The organism is Candidatus Bartonella washoeensis Sb944nv, assembly GCF_000278135.1.
In the GTDB taxonomy this organism is placed as follows: domain Bacteria; phylum Pseudomonadota; class Alphaproteobacteria; order Rhizobiales; family Rhizobiaceae; genus Bartonella; species Bartonella washoeensis.
Map to the genome: position 1 here is coordinate 347938 of NZ_JH725024.1, position 26353 is coordinate 374290.

18 protein-coding genes and 6 pseudogenes are annotated in these 26353 nt (G+C 37.5%); 17 read left to right on the top strand and 7 right to left on the bottom strand.

Annotated features, from left to right (window positions below):
* Positions 1-154 precede the first annotated feature (154 nt).
* Positions 155-2830, top strand: a complete 2676-nt coding sequence (locus MCQ_RS06135; protein ID WP_006924200.1) for an autotransporter outer membrane beta-barrel domain-containing protein — start codon at positions 155-157, stop codon at positions 2828-2830.
* Positions 2831-3615: 785 nt separating this feature from the next.
* The gene (locus tag MCQ_RS09390; RefSeq protein WP_006924202.1) at positions 3616-3792 is read left to right on the top strand and encodes a hypothetical protein; all 177 of its coding nucleotides are present in this window, start codon (positions 3616-3618) and stop codon (positions 3790-3792) included.
* A gap of 1660 nt (positions 3793-5452) precedes the next feature.
* Here the strand turns inward: MCQ_RS09390 and MCQ_RS06150 are convergent.
* From MCQ_RS06150 to parA, 4 genes and pseudogenes are all read right to left on the bottom strand, one after another.
* A complete protein-coding gene (locus MCQ_RS06150) occupies positions 5453-5863 on the bottom strand; it encodes a hypothetical protein (RefSeq protein WP_006924204.1) in 411 nt (136 codons plus the stop codon).
* 2192 nt (positions 5864-8055) lie between these two features.
* Positions 8056-8145, bottom strand: a pseudogene (locus tag MCQ_RS09940) (hypothetical protein); the annotation flags it as partial.
* 2236 nt (positions 8146-10381) lie between these two features.
* On the bottom strand, positions 10382-10612 hold the full coding sequence (locus MCQ_RS06160) for a hypothetical protein (protein WP_006924210.1): 231 nt from the start codon (positions 10610-10612) through the stop codon (positions 10382-10384).
* On the bottom strand, positions 10609-11238 hold the full coding sequence (gene parA, locus MCQ_RS06165; protein WP_006924212.1) for a ParA family partition ATPase: 630 nt from the start codon (positions 11236-11238) through the stop codon (positions 10609-10611). The genes MCQ_RS06160 and parA overlap by 4 nt, the downstream gene beginning before the upstream one ends.
* Before the next feature lie 1124 nt (positions 11239-12362).
* Here parA and MCQ_RS06170 point away from each other — a divergent pair.
* Positions 12363-12692, top strand: a complete 330-nt coding sequence (locus MCQ_RS06170) for a protein tyrosine phosphatase family protein (protein WP_006924214.1) — start codon at positions 12363-12365, stop codon at positions 12690-12692.
* A gap of 246 nt (positions 12693-12938) precedes the next feature.
* On the opposite strand, the gene MCQ_RS06175 is transcribed toward MCQ_RS06170, so the two are convergent.
* The 3 genes from MCQ_RS06175 to MCQ_RS06185 form a co-directional block, all read right to left on the bottom strand.
* On the bottom strand, positions 12939-13940 hold the full coding sequence (locus MCQ_RS06175) for a bifunctional riboflavin kinase/FAD synthetase (protein WP_006924217.1): 1002 nt from the start codon (positions 13938-13940) through the stop codon (positions 12939-12941).
* The gene (locus tag MCQ_RS06180) at positions 13940-14785 is read right to left on the bottom strand and encodes a TIGR01459 family HAD-type hydrolase (RefSeq protein WP_006924219.1); all 846 of its coding nucleotides are present in this window, start codon (positions 14783-14785) and stop codon (positions 13940-13942) included. Before MCQ_RS06180 ends, MCQ_RS06175 begins: the two co-directional genes overlap by 1 nt.
* A 2702-nt stretch (positions 14786-17487) precedes the next feature.
* Positions 17488-18216, bottom strand: a complete 729-nt coding sequence (locus tag MCQ_RS06185; protein ID WP_006924221.1) for a nuclease — start codon at positions 18214-18216, stop codon at positions 17488-17490.
* Between the two features lie 162 nt (positions 18217-18378).
* On the opposite strand from MCQ_RS06185, the gene MCQ_RS06190 reads away from it, so the two are divergent.
* The 14 genes and pseudogenes from MCQ_RS06190 to MCQ_RS06245 all read left to right on the top strand — a co-directional run bounded on the left by MCQ_RS06190 (position 18379) and on the right by MCQ_RS06245 (position 26137).
* Positions 18379-18729: a TrbC/VirB2 family type IV secretion system protein gene (locus MCQ_RS06190; RefSeq protein ID WP_006924223.1), complete on the top strand. Its 351-nt coding sequence runs from the start codon at positions 18379-18381 to the stop codon at positions 18727-18729.
* A gap of 26 nt (positions 18730-18755) precedes the next feature.
* A pseudogene (locus MCQ_RS06195) lies at positions 18756-19081 on the top strand (VirB3 family type IV secretion system protein).
* Positions 19078-21435 (top strand): annotated as a pseudogene (locus tag MCQ_RS09670) (VirB4 family type IV secretion/conjugal transfer ATPase). Before MCQ_RS06195 ends, MCQ_RS09670 begins: the two co-directional pseudogenes overlap by 4 nt.
* A gap of 100 nt (positions 21436-21535) precedes the next feature.
* A complete protein-coding gene (locus tag MCQ_RS09880) occupies positions 21536-21808 on the top strand; it encodes a type IV secretion system protein (protein ID WP_244595358.1) in 273 nt (90 codons plus the stop codon).
* 145 nt (positions 21809-21953) lie between these two features.
* Complete coding sequence (locus tag MCQ_RS09885) at positions 21954-22178, top strand: type IV secretion system protein (protein WP_337250190.1); 225 nt, start codon at positions 21954-21956, stop codon at positions 22176-22178.
* 22 nt (positions 22179-22200) lie between these two features.
* Positions 22201-22290, top strand: coding sequence for an EexN family lipoprotein (locus MCQ_RS09965; RefSeq protein ID WP_474113621.1), 90 nt, complete (start codon positions 22201-22203; stop codon positions 22288-22290).
* Positions 22291-22330: 40 nt separating this feature from the next.
* On the top strand, positions 22331-22405 hold the full coding sequence (locus tag MCQ_RS09945) for a hypothetical protein (protein ID WP_420021779.1): 75 nt from the start codon (positions 22331-22333) through the stop codon (positions 22403-22405).
* A 71-nt stretch (positions 22406-22476) separates the two neighbouring features.
* The gene (locus MCQ_RS06220) at positions 22477-22704 is read left to right on the top strand and encodes an EexN family lipoprotein (RefSeq protein WP_006924236.1); all 228 of its coding nucleotides are present in this window, start codon (positions 22477-22479) and stop codon (positions 22702-22704) included.
* A gap of 7 nt (positions 22705-22711) precedes the next feature.
* Positions 22712-23088 (top strand): annotated as a pseudogene (locus tag MCQ_RS08910) (EexN family lipoprotein).
* A gap of 239 nt (positions 23089-23327) precedes the next feature.
* On the top strand, positions 23328-24050 hold the full coding sequence (locus MCQ_RS06225) for a type IV secretion system protein (RefSeq protein WP_081489774.1): 723 nt from the start codon (positions 23328-23330) through the stop codon (positions 24048-24050).
* Positions 24051-24056: 6 nt separating this feature from the next.
* The gene (locus MCQ_RS06230; RefSeq protein ID WP_035008082.1) at positions 24057-24353 is read left to right on the top strand and encodes a hypothetical protein; all 297 of its coding nucleotides are present in this window, start codon (positions 24057-24059) and stop codon (positions 24351-24353) included.
* Positions 24350-25020: pseudogene (locus tag MCQ_RS09395) on the top strand (VirB8 family type IV secretion system protein). The gene MCQ_RS06230 and the pseudogene MCQ_RS09395 overlap by 4 nt, the downstream one beginning before the upstream one ends.
* 3 nt (positions 25021-25023) lie before the next feature.
* Positions 25024-25879: pseudogene (virB9, locus tag MCQ_RS06240) on the top strand (P-type conjugative transfer protein VirB9).
* A gap of 30 nt (positions 25880-25909) precedes the next feature.
* Positions 25910-26137 carry a hypothetical protein gene (locus tag MCQ_RS06245; protein ID WP_006924241.1) on the top strand — a complete coding sequence of 76 codons (228 nt, stop codon included), beginning with the start codon at positions 25910-25912 and terminating at the stop codon, positions 26135-26137.
* The last annotated feature ends 216 nt before the right edge of the window (positions 26138-26353 follow it).

The window sequence follows — 26353 nt, forward strand, 5'->3', positions numbered from 1 at the left end:
ATGCGTTACCACTTTTAAAAATACCTCGATCTATATCTTGAAATGTAAGCGGTGCCTTATATGTTTTGTTTTGTCACTTAGAAAAACAACAAAACAAATTAAATGTTTCATTTTTTATCAAAGAGGGGGAAAAAAGAGTTAGGAATGTGTCTATATGAAAAAAAGCCTCTTACTATACACAGTTTCTGGAGTTTTCTTTTGTTCTTACTCCAGTGTATCTTATGCCCTTAACGCAACTACATTACAACCGACCTCGGGACATTCCACGCTTGAAAAACACATGTTCGATAACGCAAAAGCGGGAAAACGTTTAAAGCGTATGAGCTCTATATCTACAGAAAATGGACAACCTCAAATTACAGAGCTCTCATCCGCACAAAATGATGAAGATTCTGCATCAACAGAAGTTAAATCGAGAAGACGCCCAATTTTAGGCTCCTCTCCGACGAATCCCACAACCGAAGAATTTTCATCTAACCTTCGTGCCTCCGCACAACCACCATCCACACAACCCATGCCACCGGTGCTGCCAGCGCTAGAAAAACCAGAAACAGGAGAGCCAGAGCTCGCACAGCATGAAAAACCGGTACAGAACGAGAATGGAAACTCTGCAATTGAAGCGCACAATGGTGAAATTGTAACGAAACATAATGTTAAAATTCACGACAGATTCGTTGCTATAGACGCACAAGGGGAAAATTCAACGGTAAAGATAATGGGAGGAGCAGTTTCATCAGGGTTCATTGCATTGAGTGCATCAGAAGGTGGTAATATTGATGCAACAGCTATCACTGTGACAACGCCGTTGGTTGGTTTACTAAACATGAACGGGACAATAAACTTAAAGGATTCGACTGTAAATGTTACAGGTGATCATGGAGCTTTTGGCATTGTTTTTCACGGTATATACTCTGCTGCTGAAGGACAGGATGCCCATAATGCTGAAGATGAAAGTGATCAAATTCAAGGAAAAGGCGTTGTCAGTAAGGTGATGCTCAAAAATACAAAACTTTCCGCTAAAGAGGGTGTTGGTATCGGCATTTACGGGGGAGCCATAAATAGTGAAGTTAATCTTAAAGATTCAGAAATCGAAGCCGATACATTATTAATGACTCAAAAAAATGTTGGAAATTTCCCACATATCCTTACCTTAAATGCAGATCATTCTCTTTTAAAAGGTCGCGTAAGAACATCTGAAGACAGTACGACAGCCTTTACTCTAAAAAACGGTACAAAGTGGCTTTTAAAGGCGAATAAAAAAGCAATAAAGAATGATGACGACTCATCTAATTATGCGCAATTCGGCAATGATAACAAATTATACTCTAACCTTTCTATGCTTAACCTCCAAGAAAGCACCATTATGTTTGGCAAGCCAACCAATGGGCATTATCAAACCTTATTTGTAGGATCTCATCCGCAGCAAAAAGACGACACTCCCAATACACCAGTAGTTTATAGTGCAACAGGTGCTGCAGAGATTCATTTGAACTCTAAATGGAACGGTCATGCTCCAGTGGCTGAACAGGAAACCGACCGACTTGTAATTGGTGGTGATGTATCAGGGACCACCGTCGTCTACATCAATCTTCTAGAACAAGAAAAGGATAAAGAAAGAACGAAAAATGCTTCTGTTTTGGGAGAGCATATGGCTTCACTTCCTGCATCAACACATGGAATTTCGCTTATTCAAGTTTCCGGAAAAGCGAATGAAAATTCCTTCAAATTAGCAGGAGATTATATGACGATCGGTGCTTCTCCTTATAAGTACGTACTCACGGCCTATGCACCCGGTACTTCTCATGCAAGCCAGAACCTCTTTGGTAAGAACGATAATCATTTTTGGGATTTTCGTTTGCAGAGAGCCGCCCTTTTGCCACAGGTCGCAAATTATTTAGTCATGCCTAATGCTTTGTTTTCTTCTGGATTGGCTGATGTAAATAATCAAAACATGCTGTTAGACAATATGCGCACAACAGTGTTTGAACCAGAGGATAATAAAAAGAAAGGCATCTTCTTATCCACCTATAGTGAAAAAGTCACCTTATTTTCCAACCGTGATCCACTACACTATGGCTACGGTGCTGATGTCAACTATAATGCTTTACAGCTCGGCGTTGTATTAGCTATGCTAGAAGGTAAAGATATCAGCACACATTTTGGTCTTTTAGGAACATATGGAAAACTTGCTTTTACTCCAAGGGAGATGAAAGATTGTGAAAAGACTACGCTTGATAAATGGTCGCTCACTGCTTATAGCGGCATCCAGCATAGCAGTGGTATATACGTGAACACGCTCCTTTCCTATGCAACTGTGAAAGGAAATGTTACAACAGCTCTCATTGGAAATGCTGCCAAATTAGATGGCACGAAAATATTGAATGCATCTGCTACCATTGGTCAAAAATTAGCCACTGGTATTGACGGATTAATGTTTGAACCTCAAGCACAATTTGTTTATCAAAGTCTCATGTTTGATATTCTCTCAGATGCCGATGGTTTTGAAGTGGATATGAGCAATCCGCATCAATGGTTGGTACGTATCGGCGGACGTTTGACGAAAAATCTCCCCACCACCGAAGAAGGCAATGCTGTTTCCTTCTATGGAAAACTGAATGTTATCAGAACCTTTGGTGACGGTAAAACAATACAAATAGGCGATACTTTTCCTCTTGATCCTACCGGATCTTCAATTGAGAGTGGCTTTGGTGTGAATGCGTACCTCTTTCAGAATATCGCACTCTATGGTGATATTAGCTACCGGAAGAAACTCCAAAAAGCCGGTGTATCTGGAACCAGTTTTTCCGGTGGCATAAGCTATCGTTTTTAAAACAAAACGAGTGTATAATTTCCCTCAAAGGCAGTACAATGTACTGTCTTTTATTTCTTAAAACTCTATTTCTTAACAAAATGTTAAAAAATTATCCGATAACTCAACGACTATAGCCGCTCTCAACCCTCACAAGCCAGCGCATATTCCCATAAGGTTTAGCCCCCCATAAAATCTAGTAACCCAAAAGACTCTATCGCATTGGAAAAAACAGTGTAAAATGAAAAGATTGTATAATGTATTTGAAACGATGATTTTGCATCGCGTGCTTTAATAAAACTCCTTTGATGTTGAAGAATTGGCTGTTGAACTACAAACACAACTTTCTTATCAACATCTCATGCTTGACGCACTCTCGAAGTGCCAATGGCTTTAAAGTTAATACGAAGCAATATATTGATTTATAAATATAATTCATTATCTTATAACTTGAATGACCACCCCGAATACAGTATTTTCTCATCTCAGATCTGTTTATGTTGGATCAATGAAAACCATTCGCTTGCACATCATAAGCAGGGCTGTTGTATGGATAAAAACACTTGAAGCAAGGGATAAAGAGACCTTTGATAAACCGTCGCAATGCAAAAGCTGTCGCAACATTAGGAGCTGGAAAATAGTATGATGGTGCCAACTTATAGCTTCATAAACATAAAGATGGTGGTACTCAATGGATTTACCGATATACCCTTCACAGATGTTGTCGTAAAATGGGCTTGAGGGCACTGAAGCATATCTCTTTAAAAAAGCGCGTGAATTGGCAACACAATGGCGTTCTGTTTTGCATGATAAGCATGATCCCATTTAAAGAACATGAGAAACAAAAGCGTGAAGCAATGCACAATCTCTATGATTTAAAAGATATTGCCATAGATGCTTTTGAAAGCCGTAAAGCCGAATTAAAAGGAGATGGTAAGGCTGGAACATTGGGTTTTACCTTAATAGCTTCTTATGCTCCTTAAATTAGGCTATTTCCCTGTTTCAGAGATTACGAAAAAAGATATACGCAATACGCTTGCCCCCATCTGACACACAAAAGCTAGAACTACTCGTAACACATTGAAACGTTTTAATCTCTGTCTCAAATATTCTGCTGCGATAGGCTTAAATGTTGATCTACAGATAACAGAAAAAGCATAGGCGTTATTAGGTAAACAATTTCATAAAACACAAAACTTACCAGCTACGAATTGGAGTAATATACGAGCTTTTTATCACACTCTGAGCGAAACAATAACACAGCTGACTTTACGATTGCATATCCTAACAGATGTTCACATAAATCCTTTTCATATTCATAAAAACCAAATAGAGAGACAATCGCTGCTGAGAAGATAAAAGAAAGGCGCGATGGCACAAATAGATTTCCGTGTACCTTTATCATCTAAAACACTGAAAATAATTAAAAAAAACATTTGTTCTCCCAAATTGGTTTTCTTCTTTATTTTGTCCGTATCTCCATTTTGTCTGTATCTCCTTTCAAGAACGGCATATCACAATATATGACAGAGGAGACTTCAGATATGTTCCATGGATTTCTCTAATTTACGTAATTGGCTAGCAGAAACAAACGCCCCCCTTATGAAAGGGCAAAAACCATTTAGGGAGGGAATGAAGAAAAAAGAGTACAAGCTTTTTTTAAATAGTATTGTATCCTTATGGCAATCTCATCTGGTTTTTATGGATTTTCAAGCACTGACACAAACAATAACGGCACTGAAGAAAGCAATTATCTCCTTCTCATGTTATTTCCTTCTATGGATGACAAAAACATATAAAAGGATGACTGAATATCGTCAAAACTTTTAAGTATGATTTGTATAAGAAGCATCTCTCATTGCTCCCAAATCCACCTCACAACACTGCCCGTGAATGGTACAACGCAAAACGCTATTGGGCATCGCCATCTTCGCACTTATAGAACGTACAAACCAGCACCCCTCCATTACATTTACCAGTTCGCGATGTCACCAATAACTCTTGCATAGAGAGATTCATAAGAAGCATTTTTTATCCACACGCCAACCTACTTGTGATGTACAAGCAAACGGTTTTTATTGATTCAACATAAACAGATTCAAAATGAGAGAATCTTACGATATTCAGAGCTCTCATTCAAAATGCAAAACGATAATTTATCCTTATAAATCAATGTTTTGCTTACAAAACGGGGAAATGCCTATCATCAATGTTACAACATTGATAGCACCGCCCCACTCTACCGGTAGTTTACTTGTAAAGTTTCTTATAATGCACAATACAAAAGATATCACCCCATAAAAGGGCAAGACATTTTGTATAAGAATATCCCATAAAAAAGATGCGCTCCGCATAGGAAGTAAGAAGCTACCTCTCTAACTCGAAAAAAAGCAGGACGTCCTTTCTCTCCAAGAAAAAGCTCTCTCTCAACCAAAAGAAGAAAAAAATCGCTTTCCTTCATCCAAAATCAATCACTGTTGTAATAGGAGCAGATTTTTTTGTAATGCAAAAATTAAAATTGCATAAAATCAAAACTGCATAAATTGTGACACCTAAGAGCAAAGCACCTAAAGCTGCTAAACAAATTCACAACTTTAGGTAATTTAAAATCATTTAGGATGCCCGATATTGACTGAAATTGGATTACAGGTTTAGATCTGTTTCTTTTGTGCACGCAGCTATTTGCATAGCCTGTGAAAGATCATTCACTGCACCCAAATGAATTTGAAGCAATTCACTATTACGATGTAATTTTTCCTGTAAATCTGATAACAAGCTTTCGATCTCATTCTCAATATCTTCATTCATATAGCGTTTTATATCACTCATAGATTTATTAAGATCACGTAAGCCCCGTGTTTTACATGAATTTATTTCTTCATAATCTGGAACACCATTGCTCTCTAGCATATTGCTTTCATAATCAATCACTTGCACTAATCCTTTAACGGCAGCTACAAATTTTGTCATCGCCCAATCTCGATCAATAAGATTGTTATCAAGAACTTTTGCTTTTGATGCAAAACTATCATCACCGTATTGCAATACAGACATTTTTATTTCCCCTCTTCAATAGCACTACCTAATCTTGATCTCAAATGAGAAAGATTAAACAGCCTTTCTTAATGCTGATACACTCGATTGAGTTCATTGTGCGAATATTGTACCAACAAAAGTACGACGATCGTTAAAAGCTTATACCCACTTAACTTTCAATAGATTGTATGAAAGCATATTTTTTCTTATTTGCTCCAAAACCGTCACTGGCGTGATACAAATTCTACAAAACTTCTATAAAACGCTACAAATCCTCAAACCAATACGCAGCAACTATCGCGCATTTTCAATCTTCGACAAAAAACGATAATGCGTTGACTACCACATATGCTCAACAAAAATTTGTAGCATATAAAGATCTAAATTCTTAAAGATTTCAGCATTTTACCCTCCATAGTTTTTTGGCTTCACATGCATCTGACGCTGCATGCCATTTGGCATTAAACAGGATCAGATTGCACCTCTTCAGAAAGATTCACTGTTTCTTCGTGCTCTATTCCCCACATGTGCAGCATTTTACACACAACACAAGAAGAACACTTTCTGAACATAACCACGCGACAATATTAAAATGATAACTTAAAACAGCTACAGATTGCTGTTTTTCAATTATCATTCGCTTTTCTTTGCAATTCGCTACTTATAGTATAGGATTTTTAAAACCCTTTCAAGAGATTATGAAAAAACCTGAAACCCATAATTTTTCAACCTGTAACCTCTTAAATCCATCTGCACTGATGCTTTATCATTTTGTTGCAATCTAATTATCATCCTTAGCATATATCATCAAATAACGCACAATTTGCCATCACCGTTGCCTCTTTATTCCTACTCCGTACCGAAAAAAGAAATCATAGGAACGATAATTTCCTCTGCAAAACAAAATTGTGCCAAGAAATATATCTTAACCGCTCACATTCAGTATCGCGTTATATTGCTGCTCTTCTCTTGCAATAATCATAAATTATTTTATTCAATACTCTTCATAAAAAGCAGCTTTAGTGGATCTTTGTTATTACATAAAATCAATCAAAAGGCTTATATAAAAAGAGTTTTTCGCGACACGGATAACCTGCACACACAAAAAACCTTCACTTTTTTTATCCCACAGTGCAAAGCAATTTCATTCCTCATAAGGTTAAAAGAAGGATTTTTAACTTGTCGAATGTGTTGTATCAGCATATATTACAAACTGTAACATTATGTTATTGATAAAATTGATACCACAAAAAACAGAAAGAGGTTCTTATGGCTGATCTCATAAAAACCGCTATGCTTTATTCAACGTTGATTATCAGCATCAATGCTTTCGTTGTTTTAGCTCTCGTAGTAGAGATGCACTAAACATACTCTTTTGGTTTTCGGTAATCGGCATATTCTAGCTTAGAAAAGCTAAACCTGCACACCACCCCAGCTGTTCTTACCAATTGTTGTTGTGTTAATCTTTGCTTTTTGTGTACATTTCTAATAAGAAGACTCCATGTTTCATCCAGCCTTGAATCATAATTCTCTCTTGTAAGATGGTGATATTATCTTATACTTTCATTGCACAAAATAAACGTATCTGGAATTTTTTCGCGTATTGATGCTGATGGCAATAAACTCATTTGCCTCATTTCAAAAAAAAGCGGAGACCTCTTTCCTCTGTGGCACACATATTCAACTGATCATTCAGCAATGAGAAGCATTAAAATCGATATCCACGATCTTTAGGGGTCAATTTTGTTTCAAAAAACTTTTTTCATTTTTTCTTCTTATTGTGCTCTACGTTTTTCTTCTTCGCCTTTACCACAAACAACCTTCGTTAACGCAACCAATAGAACCATACATGAATAAAATAAGCCTTTACATTTTGCGCCTCTTTTTACAGCTTCACCGTGAGAAGAGAAAAACAACAAACTTCGTTTGTTTTTAACGAGGTATATGAATATTGTGCACCTTGTACTTATATTTTAAACACAAATCTATTTTTACTCGTAAACGCTGTTCAATCCTTGCGTCTAACAGAGAGAAAACCTCCACAAAGAAGGGAAGATTTCCCATTTACTAAAATAGAACTATTTGATTTTTTAAATAAAACTCACCCTCTCTTGAAAGAGAGTAAAAAATAATATTGTTACAATTACTTTTGTTTATAATTTCACGACTGTCCTGCTATTCTTGAGATTTAAGAAGAGTGAGCACAATTTTTAACCTCCCAAAAGAAGTTGCCTACCCGCTTTTACTGCATTCTCACAATTTTGAGATGTATGCATAGATGGCCCACCCAAGTAACACTTCTTTTCCCATTCAAGGCGTAATTTCTCATCTTTCTTAAAATCTTCTACGCTATAGTTTTTTCACAACCAGCAACGAGAAGCCTCGAGCAAAGAAGCAACGTTGTTATAATGACTGTGTTCATGAATAAATTCCCCTTCTGTCTTTCAGATTTACAAAATCTGGGACGCAATTTTAACGTCCCATAAAAAGTTTCATATATACTTTTCGGAGGCTTTTACAATTTTGAGATGACTTCATAGCCCCTCTTGTCTCTCCGCACTTCACAACCCATTACAAAGCAGAAGTGTTATTATATAACTTTGTTGAAGAATAAGTTTTTTAAAGCATTAATCTCAGTAAACTGATTGCTTACTTATAGCATCCCCCACTAAACATTAATTACATTAATAAAATGACTGTGTAGCTGAGAAAAAGAGTAAGCACTACTGTTTAATTGTAATATTTTCTCTCTTTAGCATAAAATAAACGAGAAATAATATCTGATTCACAACCATTATGAGCACAATTACTGAAGAAACCGTGCCTGCCTATCCAAGTGCTCTAAAGAAAATAAGCAGTATGACTTTTAAAATGATCACATCAGCAAATGAAGACCCATAGATGAGGGATAGAGAAAAAGAATTGTTTAAAAGATCCGATTATATGGCATTGAAACCTGTAAAATACGGCATTTTGCCTCACCCAATGGGTTAAGTAGCCATATGGTACTTTTGAAGCGGTGTTGCTTATATTAAAAACAATCGATCAAAATATTACTTGTCAGCAAACGCGTAAGATTCAAGAGATTGATTATGCGCAATATTGTGTTAATGGGATTGATTTTGTGCACTTCAGGCTTACAAAAGGGGGAATGGTTTTTATAAAAGATCAGGCTCTCTTTCCCTCACCCCAAAGCTTACAAACACTTACAATTTACAGCACAAAAAGCACAACAAGGATTGTGATCTGGCAAATTTGCACAATCAGAAAAATGAAGAAAAGAGCATGGCAGCTATAATCCCATTGATCGTTAAAGATTTTCAAAAAATCAAGAAACGAGTGAGAGATCGACAAAGCCAATAATTTTCCAGCTTTTTGACTGTATTGTGCATAAATTCTTTGAGTGATGCTAAGCTTATAACATCAATATCGGGTGGTGCTAAATGCAATAAGAGTACATCATAGAACCAAAAGAGACACATTCCGTTCAATCACATGATAGAAGCCAAATTATGAGTAGTATTCTAAGAGATAGTAGTACAACCTCTCTTTCACCTATCACGTAACCCCGTAACCAAAAGAGGAAATCTATACAAGCTCGTGCTCTTATAACATCTTGGGATGCTTTTAATCAGTCCGCACATGTCCAAAAGGAAAATGAAGAGTATAGAGACCAATTTTCGATATTTTTTAGATGCATATTGAAAGGGACATACTGCGCTTTGTCTAGATTTTTTTCGTCGTTTTTGTTGCTTCTACGAGAAACCAAATCATCCATTGGCTAATCTCATATTCTTCAATTCAATTCGCATATCTTCACACTTTAGCATATCTATCATTATTACAGCAGAACTAAAAAATGTAAGTCTTATAAAACAACTAAAAGTTTATTTTTTCGAAAGAAAATAGGCTGTATCGGAATTTTATCCTGTGCTGAACAAATTGATTTTGAAATTGGTTGCCGTCCAGAATGCACGTGTCGCTGCTTTCTCACCTCTTTGAAAGCAGCCTTGTTATGAGGCATATTTGAAAAAAATTTAAACTTTATCAAGTACGTAACAATGATAGCCTAAAAAATGTCATAAAATAATAAACATAACAGCCTACACCATTAATTGGCATATTTTAGTGATAGATACATAGATTAAAAAGAAAACAACACCATGAAAACGCAAAAAATTGTGCGAATAAAAATCTGACGGATCAAATCGGATGAACCAACTCAACTGTTTACGCAACATAATCGCCTTCTTTTTTATTTTTCACAAAGAAATAGGCTGGTATAATAACATTAACTTTCATAAACATCATCCAACATTCATCCTATAACCAGAATATGATTGATATGCTCATTTTATGATGACAAACGAAAACCCAATTTACAGAATCGAAATGTTGGAAAAGTAACAAAGGACAAAGTCAATTTATTGCAATGGACAATAGATGGCATACTTAGCATAACCTTTACATTTATTACATCTGCTCGTTGAAAAAGATAAACTAAACCGATAAAAGCTTCTCATCGTATATTATTATTTACATTTTCCCGTATTTCTGCGAAAGTAGCTCACGGACCTCGTCTGCTATTTTTGTTCCACGACTTGCGCAACTCATCTTAATCAAGCGATGTAAACTTTCCGGCACATCAATCGTGAGACGCTTCATACATTTATCCATACTGCCTTTGCGACTTTCTACCCATGCATCAACCGTTACGGCAGTTGATTTATTGGTTGGCTTTGTACCAATTTTAATCTTTTTACTCATTGTGCTAACTCCTTGAGCTCCACTGCAACAGCTTCAATCTCGGCTGCCGCTGATCCTTGCTCATTGATTTCATAGACTGCTTTTCCCTGCGCTGTCGCTTCCGCAAAAATCACACGCTGCGCAACACTAGCCGAAAGAACATGCACCGGATACACGGCAAGAGCTTCGCCCACATCACGCCCTATCGCTGTATTGACTATTTTACGGTTAATGACAAAAGCAGATTTCAGATTTTCCTTATAGACGCGCGCTTCGTCAATAAGTTTTACGATTCCATCAGCCGCCCAAATATCATACGGACTAGGCTGCACTGGAATAAGCACAAAATCCGAAGCCATAAGAGCACTACGTGCAAGATCAGTCACGCGTGGAGGACCATCAATAATGATATGATCATAATTATGACCAATTTGTGTAATTTCTTTGTGAATCGTTGCGCGCGGCAAACCGACAACCGGGAATAAGGGATCACCTTCACGAGCTGCTGCCCAATCTAATGCACTCCCTTGTGGATCACCATCAATAAGCAACACACGTGCTCCAGTACGTGCAAAGCTAGCAGCAAGGTTGACACTCAACGTAGTTTTTCCCACCCCCCCTTTTTGATTCAACAGTCCAATGATCATGAATCACGCCTTTCAGCTTTATCGTTTTTACGATTATACAGAAAATAACAAAGCATACAAGCAGCATCTCACAGGCTCAAAGTAATAACCTCTCCCATTTCACAAAAAAAAGTGATAATATTTACCAACACCACTGAACGCTTGAAGTACACTCCACCTTCTGGATAGTCGATACAATCAAACATAAGGAAAAAAGTTTTTACATCTCATTGAGAGACTACTTTTATTTATAAAGACAGTTCGTTGTTTACATATTGGATGAGAATACTAAATACAGGAAGTTTCTTCTCACTTCACCCTTTTGATTCAGAAACATAAAAAACCATTTGAGAAAGAGCTCAACATACTTTTTTATGAACCGTCTTAACGGAAAAAAAGTGTAACATGAGAAGCTGGAAAAGAAAATGAAAACGCTAGTTTATACCTTTATAAATGTAAAGAGGATGATACCCAATGACCATGTGTTATACTCTTCATGAGTAATCCCAAAGAAGATGCGATTGGAAGCAAGCTTCTTATATCTCTCTTTAAAAACAAATACATCAATGCATAAGCATGATGATGTGTTATTTTTTATGAAAGCCATTTCTTCCATTTTGAATACGAAAAGTAAAAAAGAAGGCACTGCACAATTTCCATGAGACAGAGAGCTCTCGCTCTTTCCAAGATCTGTGAATTTAAGACCATGTTTCCACATCCCTCAAACAGCGCCTTTGACCAAAAAACTCGCTGATACACCACAACCAAAAAATTTAGAAAAAACTTTTAGAAACAGGCAACCTCTTTTGTTTCAACTGCAGCATCATACCCCCCTCCTCTATAAAAACCATCCTCGTATAAACATGCTCATGCAACATATGAAACGTTTCCACCAGAAGCAGAAAAAAGAATATCATAAGAGAGAATAATAAAAACAATAAACAAGTCTTATAGGATAAGATGTCTTGCATAGCACATGTCATGTTTTCTCACCCAAACCTATTCTGCTCGACAGAGAGAGCATTTCTGTTAAGATGTTTTCTCTAAAAACCTCACCTTAAAAACTCACCTTCATAATTGAGTATCTTTTTGGATAGCAAATAAGAGCACATTATAAAGATAAACCTTATCGGGAATGAACAAGGATGAACTTGCAACAAATTGAACCTGATATTTTTATCAGCGCCCAAATTAGCGTGGAAAATATCAAAATATTGGCAACAGCTGGCTTCAAAACGATTATTTGTAACCGCCCCGATCAAGAAGGCCCATATCAACCTGATTTTTCCCTCATTAAAGCAGCAGCACAAAAATATGGAATAAAAGCCTACTACATTCCGATTGTACCCCCTACAATAAAAAAATCAGATATTGAAACCATGCAAACCATTTTAAAAACGGCACAAAAACCTCTTCTCGCCTATTGTCATCAAGGAACGCGCTCGCTGCATCTTTATCGTTTAGCGCGTCTTTAATCAGTGTCTTAACCAACCAGAAAGGAACAAGCAGTAAACTTCTGAACTATAATAAAAGCCGTAAGATTTCAGAAGATTATGAAAAAGCAAGAGGTAAGACAATGATTAAATCAGATCTCCAGACATTTGTTTCTTCCTCGCAACAACGAAAAAATCATATATTGCAGGATGTTTTGGAATATATTTTTATAATTATGGTCAGTTTAAGCGCTATTTTTGCTGCTCTCATATCCTTTTCAGATCAACTTAAGGCATATTTTTAAAAGTAAGCATCCTATCCAACCCCGACAATGGTTGTGCTGCCATCAAAATTTCTCTTGCTGCTTTTTCATCATGTTGCATTTGTGCAATAAGAGGCTCAAGTCCATCAAATTTTTCTTGCCCTCGCAAAAACTGTAAAAAAGAAACAGTGCAACTTTCTCCATAAAGGTCACCGTTAAAATCAAACAAATAGGTTTCCAGTAGCGGCGCCCCATCTTTGACAACCGTTGGACGACAACCAAAACTTGCAACCCCATCATACAAAACACCGTTAGCACGACGCAACCGTACCGCATAAACACCATGCGCCAAACTGGTTTGAGGAGACAAAATCTGATTAGCAGTAGGAAACCCCAAAAGGCGACCAAGTTTCTCACCTTGGATAATATTTGAGCGTACCCGATAATGATACCCCAACAAATGAGCTGCTTTTTCTACCTGACCTTGTGAAAGAAGTTTACGAATAGAACTAGACGAAATGATCAACTGTTGTGAACCTTGCATGCTAGATATGCAAGGAATTTGCACAACCTCAAATCCACTTTTTTTCCCCCTTTCACAAAGAAGGTATGAACTTCCACTTTTGTGATGACCAAATTGAAAATTTTCACCCGTTACCACAACCGAAACATCAAAGGCTTTTTTTAAAATTACAGTGATAAATTCATCTGCTGAAAGAGCTGCAAAATGCGCATTAAAAGGCTGTTCAATCACACCATTAAATCCGAGGATTTTAAAAATTTCAGCTTTTTCTAATGCCTCTGTCAAACGATCAACAGGAGTTGAAGGGGAAAAAAAACTTCTTGGATGCGGTTCAAAAGTTAAAACAACAGCAGGCTTATTTCTTATGCGTGCTAAATCAAGCGCTTTTTGAAGCACCACCTGATGGCCACAATGAACACCGTCAAAATTTCCAAGTGCCAATACCGCACCCCGCCAAGCCAAAGGAAGCATATGAGCCCCCTGAAGACGCAAAAAATCAGACATCACTGAAGTGCCCACATTATTGCTTGTGGCTTATAGCCATGGCGCTCAATAAAAGAGTGCAAAGCTTGTTTATCTATCACACCATTTTGCATATAATCATAACGATGAATGCCCCCCATAATATAAAGGACATCGAGACCAAAATGAATTGCACCTTTAACATCAGTTAACAGACCATCGCCGATAGCTAAAACCTGACTTTTTTCCATTGCCCCACGAATTTTTTGAAGTTTTTCAAAGGCACACTCATAAATAGGTGCATAGGGTTTGCCGGCAATGCGCACCTCCCCCCCTAATTGTTGATAAAGGCGCGCCAGTGCACCAGCACACCAAAACTCCTGATTTCCACAATGCACAATCACATCAGGATTGGCACAAATAAACGGCAAATTACGCGCTCGCATACGATGAAACATCTCTTCATAAGCAGACGGTTCTTCATCAAGATCTTCGAGAAAACCACTACAAACCACAACAGAGGCTTCCCATTCCTCAACCAGTTCACAATCTAACCCTTCAAACAATATCAAATCACGTTGCTGACCAATGAAAAAAACTTTACGCGGTGCAGCACGAATGAGATCGCGCGTTACATCCCCTGAAGTGATAATGGCATCATAATAATTGCTATCAACATTCATACTCTGTAATTGCGCAACAACATCTTCATGCGGACGAGGTGAATTGGTTAAGAAAATGACATTTTTTCCCATCTGTTGAATTTTGTGCAATACTTTCAATGCTGGTTCAAATGCATGCACACCGTTATGTACTACACCCCAAACATCGCAAAAAACAGCATCGTAATGTGCTATAATATTATCAATATGGGTAAGCTCATTCATGTTGCACCTGCTTATATGTTTGCCATGTATCAAACTGTCTTTTATTGTGACACTACTTATCGGAAGAGTAATCTTCTGTCATCTTCTTTCTCAATGTTCTCTTTTTTCTCTGCAACTTTTCAAACTTTAATACAGAAGATCATCTTTTCTGTATGAACATTTTTGATCATCAAACACAATCTCAATTATACATTAGAAAAGCATGAATTATGAAGTATATTATTTTATAATTTATTGATTTTTATATTTTTTTTAATATCATCATTATGGGGATTATTGGGAGAGCAAATTCATTTATGAAATATAAGAGCAATTGCTTTTGCATTTTTTTGTTGTTTAAATTTCAATTCTTACACTAAAGAGAACGTTTCTGCTCATACTCAGCAATATGAGATACAACTATAAGAAGGAGCATACCGTTCAACAAATGTAACAGGAATCAATAAACTTGATGTTCCCATACAGTCAATTGATCAAGGTCTTGATGGTGGAAAATGGGCTTATTATCCTAAATCTTACATTCCTTCAGAAATGTCAGAAGCCTTGATTACAGCATCTCATGCTTGGCTTTATGGAGCTGGTAGCTGAGCAAGATATCGCGTAAAAGATGATAACACTCTCTATAAAATTTCAATGGTACAATCGATTTTAGCGAGCAAATGATTACTCTGCAACTGCATCCAACAAAGATTATTATTTTTCAAAATCAGGTGGCATAATAACAGATTAACAATTGAAACTATATACAGAAAGGCTCCCATAAAAATTATACCGCTTTTTAATGGCTAATCCGCAAGCATAGCGTTTAAACACAGCCATCCCTAACGCATCAGGGAACAGAGAACCATGGCTAAAAACAAATAAAAAAGTTGCGAACGCAGTAAAATTGCACAAAACTGCATTTCATAGAATGAATGAAGATTTGACAGAATTTGATCGACTAACAACCTATCATGATTACGCAGATATTTACAAAACCTTGATTCCGATGTCTATGAAGGGTTGAGCAATCATGAATTATGCAAATAATGTTGATGATTGTACAATTTCTAAATTATGAGATTTTTCTAAAGATGCATGTGCCATAAGTGCCATTAAAAGAATATGGAGTGAGATAAAAAATACAACAATGATCTCAATAATTTTAATAAAGACATAACTAAAATATGGCTCTCTGAGCATGGTACAACACCCAATAGTCTAGGGGGGAAGTCTAGGTTGTTCATGGGATTTTGGAGATGTTCACTAAGTACAGCTTCACAATTATCCAATGTATACTGTTAATTTAAATAAAAGTAGCACTATAGTGAAAATAAGCAAATCTCTAGATTGACTAAAAGAAGATTTAACCCCTTCTGACGCAAGAGGTAAAATTACAATCATAAATTTCTACGACGCAAAAAAGGCTTTTCCTTTTGACTCACATTTTCTTGATCTTAAAAAAAATTAATATTTACAAATAGTTAAATCAATCATTACAAGCCATAACGTAAAAGCAATTTTTGTAGGACATACGCATTATCAGCCCCATTGTCGCGCACAAGATTATAAAGTCTTCGGCAATATCCCTCTATACACAGTGGAAGCACTCTTCAAAAGAGACTACGACCTGCTAAGAGGTAAAAGGGAAAAACACTCATGTCAAAGGCTATAATGCACAAACAGGGAAACCAATTTTGTACAGAAATTTTGGCATGATAAGAGCAGACACAGATTGCTCCCAAAGTTACAGTGAATTATAAGAATATTTTATCCTTTTTCTCTTTAAAAACAGAGAGAACAAAATCGGTATGTAAAACTTTAATTGCCAAGAGGGCGATTTAAAGAGCCATCCCGTTATGTGTTCAAACATCAGGTTTCTCTTTTGTTGATAACTAAGCCTTCTTTCCACTGGCTCTTTGTTCTTAACAAAATTCTTTATAGAAGGATCAACATTTCTGTTTGCAGTTTTTTGTATGGGATATTTCTTGCAGTAAATATAACCTACAAAATACAAATGATAATCAACTCAATCATCCTTATGTTTTTCAACACAGATGCCGATTAGTGATATGATGTATTTTATTCTATCCCTCTGACTATAGGATTACACTCTTTCAATAACGAAGTAAAAGTTGCATATTTTATTCCTACTGTGTAAATGAATATAGTAGAATAAAAATAAAGTTGTGCGCACTGAATTAAGAAATATGGGGAGGAGTTAGTGAATTGATTTCTTATCAAAGCTACAACAAAAAAGAAACTTCACATAAAGCACAACCCATCCCACACACTACACACACGAAAAAATACAGAAAATTAACCTACGCACTCTTCATTTTCCTCTTGGATATTCGTGGGCTGATGAAAGGCATATTAAGAATCATAAAAAAATAAGTTTTTTCATGCTATTTTGGGGTATTTTCGTTTACTTCCTATTCTTAGAACCTAACCCAGAGTTTAGAATATGAAAGATTAGAATAGCTTTCATAATCACATCAATTATGTCGACTGTCCTAGATTTTGGTGCTATGTTCCGCGTTTGATTTTATGACATACTCTTATTGCGTAGCGCCACCCGATATTGAGATTACACTCTTTGAGTGATATTATGCAAGAAAGCACCTCATCTACAACAGAACGGATACCGAGCGCGCTTCATTGGAAACGACTTAACCATGTTGGTGTTTCACTGACTTTCTTGCTTTAAAGGTCAATAGGCGTTAAGGATCAATGGGATTATAGCTACCATGATCTCTTCTCCAATCTTCTGGTTGTTCAAATTGGCTAGACCACAATCCTTGTTGTGCTTTTTGCGCTGCAAATTGTAAGTTTTTATAATCTGCAGGTGAGGGAAAATGGTCCTGATCTTTTGTCAAAACCATCATCCCTTCTGCAAGGCCTAGGCGTGCAAGATCAACCCCATCAACAAAACACTGCGCATAATGAATTTGTTTTATAACACGCGACTGCCGACAAGTAACATTTTTATTGATTGTTTTTGAAACAAGCCACGCCGTGACAAAAGCACCACACGGCCATTTAATTCCATTGCATGAGGCAAATTGCCGTGTTTCACAGGATTCAACACCATATAATCGGATATTACGAACAATTCTTTTTCTCCAGCCCTCATCTATAGGAGTAATCATTTTAAAAGTAACCCCGCTTGTCACTTGTATAACCCCTGAATAAACTGGAACATTTTCTTCATAGAATTGTGTTGATAACGATTCTGAAGAGACAGGCGTTTCTTGTCTATAAGCCTGATCTGTCAATTTTAAATCCGACTCTTGAAACGGTTTTTCCACTGTCTTTTTTACTTTTTGCACAAAAGAATTTTCGATAAAATTTTCAGAATTTTGACTAAAATAAAAAACACAAACAAGAATAATATAAATGAAAATCAGATATTTAAATACTGATCTGGGAGATTTTTTAAAAAGCATCATTTTGAATATTATAAATATTTCTTTTTATTTCACTAATAAAAAATTAAATTACTACAAATTTAATAGTAGCGCTCGTTATTTTTTTCATTTATGAGATTATTTATCTCTATAAATAAGTGAGATATTTAGTAATTTATTTAATAAATACGCGGGGAAATTTCCATGTTAAAAATAAATAATCAGTTTACTGATGGGCTTACTTTACAAAAATTAACCTTCTCAAACACACAAAAGAAATGGTTAACCACATTACTTATTCTGTTTATTGCATTCATAGCACTGAATGAACCAGCATTTGCAGCAGGCGACTTCGGAAAAATTGAAGGTGCTCTTGATAAATTAGTAAAAGCTTTAACAGGAACCATTGCAAAATCGATTGCCACGATTGCTGTTGCGGGTGTTGGGCTTGCGTGGATTGCTGGTTATATTGAGATGCGTAAAGCATTTTTTGTTTGTGTTGGCATTGGCATTGTTTTTGGTGCACCGCAAATTGTTGCAATGCTTTCTAATTGATTTGACTCAAGCATTTCAAAAAAAACATGCAAGAGCGTGATAAGCTAACAGAAGATACGCTATTTCTTGCCTGTACACGCCCTGCAATGATTGCAGGCGTGACGGTAGAAGCTATGGGGTTAAATGCTATGGGGACGCTTATATTGTTTATTATTACAGGCAATTTTTCCTCATAACCATTGGTGTTGCTGTACATTTTATCTTTAAGGAAATTCTCAAACACGACCATAATAAATTTCGTATCCTTCTTACATGGCAAAAAACACGTCTTTTTGCCAGAAACGCTCAGCTATGGGGTGGTGCAAGTCTTTCTCCATTACGATTAATTCGTAATTATGCGGAATTGAAATGAAAACAATAGAGCGCAAGCGTGAAAAGCAGCCAGAAGCAATCATTCCTTATGTGCGCCATGTCAACAAACATGTCATCGCACTAGAATCACGCGCGCTCATGACTGTTGTTAAGCTTGAAGGCATCAACTTTGAAACAGCTGATATTATTGATTTAAACGTGCTTCACGAACAATTAAACAACTTGTTTAAAAACATTGCTGATGAACGGATAGCCATTTACAGCCATATTATTAGAAAGCGTGAGACGATCTATCCGGATGGCACTTTTAGATCTGCATTTGCCAAGCAATTGGATGACAAATACCGTGAACGGATGGTTTCACAGGAGCTTTATCGCAATGATCTCTATCTTTCTATTTTGTGGAATCCACACGTAGATAAAGCGGATAAATTGGCTGATTTTTTTAAGCGTTTGGGAAAAGCCAAGCAAGAAAAGACAGAAGTTGACAAAGAGTCCATTCACAAACTTGAAGACGTTACCACAGATGTTATTCAAAATTTACAGCGTTATGGTGCAAAAAAGCTAAGCCTTTATGAACATGAAGGAAACGTTTTTTCGCAGCAAAGTGAATTTATTCACCAACTGGTTGGTGAGCGTCGTGAACGTATTCCCCCCACATGGGGGACGATAGCATCCTCTGTTTATTCAGACCGCCTTATCTTTGGGAAAAAAATCATAGAGATACGCCATGAAGCAGGGTGGCGTTTTGCCGGAATGTTTGGTTGGAAAGAATATCCAGCCAAAACCAAAGCGGGCATGACAGATGGTTTGCTCACCCTTCCCTTTGAATTTATTTTCACCCAATCTTTTGTCTTCAAAAGCAAAACATTGCCAAGCAGATTATGGGGCGCAAACAAAATCAAATGGTCAATGCTGGAGACCGCGCCGGTTCACAAATTTTAGAATTGGATGATGCGCTAGATGATCTCGAATCCAACCATTTTGTATTAGGGGAACATCACTTATCATTGGCAGTTTTTTCTGATACGCCGCAAAAGCTTGCCGATAATCTTGCCAAATCCCGTTCTCGTCTCACAGACGGTAGTGCTGTTATCATACGGGAAGATCTTGGGCTTGCTGCTGCTTGGTGGGCACAACTTCCAGGGAATTATGCCTATCGCACACGCTCTGGTGCGATAACAAGCCGCAACTATGGCAGCCCTTTCGCCTTTTCATTCGTTTCCGGTTAGAAAAATAGATGGCAACGCATGGGGACCAGCAGTCGCGTTGATGAAAACTTCTGCCGGCTCACCATTTTATTTTAATTTTCACTTTGGCGATTTAGGCAACACTTTTGTTTGTGGTCCCTCTGATTCTGGAAAAACTGTTATTGTCAATTTTCTTTTAGCACAACTTCAAAAGCATAATCCGAATATGATCTTTTTTGATAAAGACCGTAGAGCAGAGCTTTTTGTAAGAGCGGGTGGCAGCACCTATATGCCATTGAAAAATGGTCAACCAACAGGGATAACACCACTGAAAGGCTTAGATTATAACAATCCAGCAGATAGAGTGTTTTTACGGCAATGGATTACCAAACTTGTTTCGGCCGAAGGTCAAAAAATCAGTGAATCAGAAAGACAAGATATCTCTGCAGCGGTTGACCAGCTTGCTTTGTTACCCAAGGAACAACGTACAATTTCTGCCTTACAGATGTTTTTTGACACCACCCATAGAGAAGGCATATCTGGACGATTAGAGAGAGGGTGTCGTGGCAATGCATTGGGGTGAGTTTTTGACAATCCTGATGATGATATTGGCATTGATGCCAAATTTATTGGCTATGATATGACGGATTTTTTAGACAATGACGAAATTCGTCCCCCCCTTAATGATGTATCTTTTTCATAGAATTCTTTCTCTGATTGATGGACGCCGAATTATCATTGTCATTGATGAATTCTGGAAAGCTTTAGAAGACGATTCCTTTAAAGCCTTTGCACAAGATAGGCTGAAAACAATCCGTAAACAAAATGGTTTGATGCTTTTTGCCACGCAATCTCCCAAAGATGCGATCAATTCGACAATTGCCCACAGCATTATAGAACAATGTCCAACACAGATTTATTTTCCCAACCAAAAGGGCAATCATAGCGATTATGTAGAAGGTTTTAAATTATCAGACAGAGAATTTAACCTAATTCAAACAGAATTAAGCCGCGAGTTATGGCGTTTTCTCATCAAGCAAGGTCAAAGTTCTGTTGTCGCAGAACTCAATTTACGGGGTTTTGATGATGAAATAGCGATATTAAGCGGCACCACCAAAAACATTGAACTCCTAGAAACCATCATGGAAGAAGTTGGGAATCTCCAGAAAAATGGCTTCCTCTTTTTCAAGAAAGGTCAAAATAATGAAAAAATTTTATTGGCAACAGCCCTTTGCACAATTTCTTTTGGCTTAAAAACAAATGCATTGTCCATGATGGTATTTGATACCAAAGCTGCGAGCAACATGGCAGAACAAATTAGACAAAGCACACAACAGCTACAACAATTACAGAAACGAGTTCAACAGGGATACGACCAGATTAATCAATTAAAGAGCCAACTTGATCAAATGAAACAATTATACAGCTCTTTAAATGTCAAACCTGATATATCGGCATTGCAAGAAATGTTCAACAAGCAAGAGAGCAATGGCACACTCCCTTCTGATTTTAATCAATTACAACAATCAATAGATGGCACCAGCAGTGGCGGTGGAGGCAAAAACACTGAAAAATAGAAAGAAAAACTTTTATACAAAGAGCTCTCAGGGAGCGCAGGCTCAAAAGCTGTAGTGGATGCGTTTTATGAAGAAGAAGTCAAAAAAGCACAACAGAGCACGATAGGGCAAGCCGTTTATAGAGGAAAGTGAAACACAAAAAAACATTAAACAGCTCACTGATAAACTTGGAAATGCTCAAACTGCCAGTGAAGTGCAAGAAATTCAAGCACAATTAGCAGCAATACAAGCAAAGCTGCAAACACAAGTCCTGCAAATGCAAACCAACGCGCTGATCCAGAAAGCAGAAGACAAAGCCAGAGAAGAACGTGTAGATGCAGAATTTAGAGCACAATACAAAAATTATGCAAAACAGCTCCGTAGTCACTAAACTGAAAAAAGAGGGAAAAATCATGAACAAAGCCATCATTGCCACACTGCTGCTTTGCACAGGGCTTATCGCTACTGGTTGCGAAAAAACCCATAGCGTAGAGGAAATTTAAGAAAGATAAAAAGTTATACGAAAAGTGGGCAATGAAATGTATGACAAAAAGGGATCCCGATTCACAAAATTGTAAAAATGCAGAGCAAGCTTATCGTGAAAGTCTTCCAACATAGGTGTGGGGAGGAACTGGTTCTAAAAATGACAATGAGCACAAATCTAAAAAGCAACAGGACAGTAATGAATCATGAACAAAATCATTATCACCGCACTGCTGCTGTACACAGGGCTTATCACTGCTGGTTGTGAAAAAACCTACAGCGTAGAAGAATTAGAGAAATGTTTGACGTCAGGAGATTTCAATTCGAAAAATGGTAAAAACGTAGAACAAGCTGAATTTGAAACCCGTAAAAAATGGGGAACTTTGGCTCTACAAATGACGATAAACAAGAATCTGAAAAAAACAGGACAGTAATTAAACCATGAACAAAGTCATCATCACCACATCGCTGCTTTGCACTGGAATTATCGCTGCTGAGTGTGAAAAACCTATAGCGTAGCAGAATTTAAGAAAGATCCAAAATTGATGGCAGAATGAGATGCTAAATGTGGCTTTGCAGGCACTTCAAAAAATTGTGAAAATGCACGATTAGCAGCAGCTGAACTGGACAGGGAATATCAGGAAAAAGCCCCAGAGAGAGCTCGTGAAGCAGCAGATGACTTTCATAAAATGATGGAGAAACTTACAGCCAAAAAACTAGCTGAACAGGAAAAATGGAGAGCCGAATCTGAAAAACGGAGAGCTGAAAAAGAAGCCAGAGAACGCGCTAAAATGAAAGAACTACAGGAAAACCATTAAATCAGAAGTGATCATATTTAATTAGATAGAATGGGCATGTAATAGCATTTGAAAATGTAACTGTGTTTACAGAAATAGATAATTATATGATGAAATATCTTGTAAGTATAATGGACAACACTATTTCCAATCTTTCATCAGCTTTAAAAGCTCCGATTAAAGCGTCTTGTACATTACACATTGCATTTATGGGTTACAACGTCATCTATGGGCGTTCTTCCATACCTTTATGAGACTTTATAGCGACAGTTTTCAAACTTGGCATCATTGTTGCACTCACAACAAAAGCCGCTAACTATAACATATGGATTAGGGATATATTTTTCAATGATCTGCCGAATGCCATTTCAAATGTCACACAAGGGGCACATTCGGATAAAAACGTATGGGATAATATGTTGCAAAATGCTGCTGCACACGTTTTTGATGCAGCAAGAGCTGCTTCATGGTATGCAGTGGCTACGTATATTGTCAACTGGATTGCTGATTTTTTCTGCTTAGTAGTTGCCATTATAGCTTCTACAACTGGTTTTTTCGTCTCACTATTTGCTAAACTTGGTTTATTTCTTGTCATATCAGTGAAACCACTTTTTATAAGCCTTTATCTGTTTTCATCCACAAGGCGTTTTACAGAAGCGTGCTTAAATCAAACAGCAAACTTCATTATTTTGCAGATATTAGTCGTAGTGCTTGGTGGTCTATATGTCGATCTTGCAACGGGCATCTTCTCAAAAAGCGTTAAAGATGTCATGTTTTTCTTACTTAAATTCATGGTTATTGGCATTGGTGGTATTTTCCTTTTCCTCAAATTACCTGACATAGCATCGGGTTTAGCTGCTGGTGGAGCATCTCTCACAGGCTCAAGACCTGCGGCTAAAAAAATTGCTGAACTAAGTGGTCGTGCTGCCAAAGCTGCGGGTCATGGTATAGGAAATTTAGCATCAAATATACGGGGTATCTAAGTTCAAATGCAGGAATTTAAAAAAATTGGGATTATTTTTCCGTTTCTCTTTCTAAGTGGTTGTATATCTTTACCAAATACCCTGAAGTCATTACCAAAATGCGATGAATATTCTAGGCGACCGTTAAACAAATCAATGTGGAATTGGGAAGGGAAAACTCCCTCTCCCACTCCTGTAATCATCAGCAATAGAGCAGACATAAAACCACCAGCTCAAGACGGCGGATTTAAAGCGCTTCTAGCGCAAAAATTAACTGCTGAAGGAATGGAAGCATTCTACAAAAATTGCGGGCAAAAGGCATGAAAGAAAAAGACATAGAACAATACACTGCACACGCGCGCTTGTTTGATCAAGACCGCATGCTCACCTCACGCCGCATTACCCGCGCATCACTAGCCATTGCTGGCATAGCCGTCACAGCGGCTTTCCTCTCCTCCTTAGCGGTTATAACACTCACCCCCCTCAAAACCGTTGAACCCTTTGTCATCCGCGTTGACAATTCAACAGGGATTGTCGAAGTTGTCGAAGCCTTAAAAGAGGACCCGACAAATGTCGACGAAGCAATCATGTGCTACTTCGCTGCACAATAAGTCCGTGCCCACGAAGGCTTTGAAGCAGCAGAGGTACAACATAACTCGAAACCGTTTCTCTCCTCTCCTCCCACGAAAAGCAAAAAAGATTTGCTGGCTGGTATGATGCACAAAATCCACAAAGCCCATAAATTCTCTACAAAAACGCTTCCGTCACGGTAACGATAAAATCAATCTCCTTTATCAGTCAAGATGTCGCACAGGTGCGTTATTACAAAATCGTTCGCGACAATGATAACAACAAAGAGCCTATCAAAAACTGGGGTGCAACACGCACCTTTGAATACATCAACGCCCCCATCTTGGTACAAAACCACTTGGTCAATCCTCTTGGCTTTATTGTTAGTGAATATAGAACAGATCCAAAAGTGGTCGACTAATCCATGAAAAAAATCCTTTTGCTTCTTCTCAACACTATCGCCTTTTCTTCTAGGCAAGGAAGCTATGCAAGTGTTTTTCCCACCTACGCTCCGAGCGATAGTCGCATTCGCTTTGTCAATTATGATGCTTATAATGTCACAAAAATTATTGGCTCAATACGCTCATCAGTCCAAATATAATTTTCTGCCAATGAAGAAATCGCCTATGTCGCTATTGGCAACAGCGTCGCGTGGGAAGTTGCTCCAGCGGACAATATTCTTTTCCTCAAAGCCCGTAAAGTTCAACCGATCACCAATCGCAAGTTGTCACCACACGCCGTGATGGCTTGATGGCTCAAAGCGCTCCTACCAATTCGAATTGATGGTGAAAAATGGCGACATTGCAACGGGACAAGAAACCTATTTCCTTGTGAAATTCTGCTATCCACAAGACGAAGCAGAACAAAGAAGGCTCGAAGCACAATTAAGACAAGCAAAAAAACAAGCACAACGAATTGATGGTGTCTTTTATGCTTATGAACAATATGGACCACGCAACTGGACTTATACCGCTCAAGGGGCTATCACTCTTGAACCATCCTCCGTTTATGACAATGGAAAAACAACAACATTTACCTTTCCCGATAATCAAGAAATTCCTGCTATTTATATTGTAAGCAGTGACGGCATAGAATCCCTGATTCCTAGAACCACAAAAGACAATATGGTTATTGTCCACGCTATTAGCGCGCACTTCACGCTAAGACATGGGAGAAATATTTTATGCGTTTTCAATGAAGCCTATCAAAAACAAGGTACAAATCCAGGAACAGGAATAACTTCACCATCTGTTGAACGCAAAATCGCATCAGATCTTTAAATGAAGCGGAAATGAAGGGAGAACTCATAAATGAGTGATAAGAGCGATACACCAATCAATGAAGATCGTGGCGCAATTGGCGATGAGAGAAACAATATCTCAAAATCACTTGGAACAAAAATCGTTGTTATTATAGTCTTTTTAGGATTTTGCGCTTATGTCTTTTGGAATATCCTCTCAACCCCAACACCAACAAAAAATACAGCAAAACCCCATAAAAACAGTCGCAAAACTTTCATAATTCACTCACCCCTTTAGAATTGGCACCATCTAATCCCCAAGCCAAAATAGGTAAAATGTTTTACCACCACCACAACCGCTCATACAAGAACCGAAAAAAGACGATCCACTCCTTGATACAACAAGACGCGCTCCAGTTCTCGCTTTTGGGAACGACTCTCGCTCTCAATTAAAAGATATCGTAAAAAACAATTTCACTAACGTACTCGGCAAATTTAACTCGCTTGAAAACAT

What these genes read in the sequence shown, in the direction of transcription:
- MCQ_RS06175 (WP_006924217.1), bottom strand. Translation starts at nt 13,940, where the DNA reads ATGTCTGATTTTTTGCGTCTTCAGGGGGCTCATATGCTTCCTTTGGCT.
- MCQ_RS06135 (WP_006924200.1), top strand. Translation starts at nt 155, where the DNA reads ATGAAAAAAAGCCTCTTACTATACACAGTTTCTGGAGTTTTCTTTTGT.
- parA (WP_006924212.1), bottom strand. Translation starts at nt 11,238, where the DNA reads ATGATCATTGGACTGTTGAATCAAAAAGGGGGGGTGGGAAAAACTACG.
- MCQ_RS06180 (WP_006924219.1), bottom strand. Translation starts at nt 14,785, where the DNA reads ATGAATGAGCTTACCCATATTGATAATATTATAGCACATTACGATGCT.
- MCQ_RS06160 (WP_006924210.1), bottom strand. Translation starts at nt 10,612, where the DNA reads ATGAGTAAAAAGATTAAAATTGGTACAAAGCCAACCAATAAATCAACT.
- MCQ_RS06220 (WP_006924236.1), top strand. Translation starts at nt 22,477, where the DNA reads ATGAACAAAATCATTATCACCGCACTGCTGCTGTACACAGGGCTTATC.
- MCQ_RS09390 (WP_006924202.1), top strand. Translation starts at nt 3,616, where the DNA reads ATGATAAGCATGATCCCATTTAAAGAACATGAGAAACAAAAGCGTGAA.
- MCQ_RS09965 (WP_474113621.1), top strand. Translation starts at nt 22,201, where the DNA reads ATGAACAAAGCCATCATTGCCACACTGCTGCTTTGCACAGGGCTTATC.
- MCQ_RS06185 (WP_006924221.1), bottom strand. Translation starts at nt 18,216, where the DNA reads ATGATGCTTTTTAAAAAATCTCCCAGATCAGTATTTAAATATCTGATT.
- MCQ_RS06230 (WP_035008082.1), top strand. Translation starts at nt 24,057, where the DNA reads ATGCAGGAATTTAAAAAAATTGGGATTATTTTTCCGTTTCTCTTTCTA.
- MCQ_RS06245 (WP_006924241.1), top strand. Translation starts at nt 25,910, where the DNA reads ATGAGTGATAAGAGCGATACACCAATCAATGAAGATCGTGGCGCAATT.
- MCQ_RS06190 (WP_006924223.1), top strand. Translation starts at nt 18,379, where the DNA reads ATGTTAAAAATAAATAATCAGTTTACTGATGGGCTTACTTTACAAAAA.
- MCQ_RS06150 (WP_006924204.1), bottom strand. Translation starts at nt 5,863, where the DNA reads ATGTCTGTATTGCAATACGGTGATGATAGTTTTGCATCAAAAGCAAAA.
- MCQ_RS06170 (WP_006924214.1), top strand. Translation starts at nt 12,363, where the DNA reads ATGAACTTGCAACAAATTGAACCTGATATTTTTATCAGCGCCCAAATT.
- MCQ_RS09880 (WP_244595358.1), top strand. Translation starts at nt 21,536, where the DNA reads ATGGCAGAACAAATTAGACAAAGCACACAACAGCTACAACAATTACAG.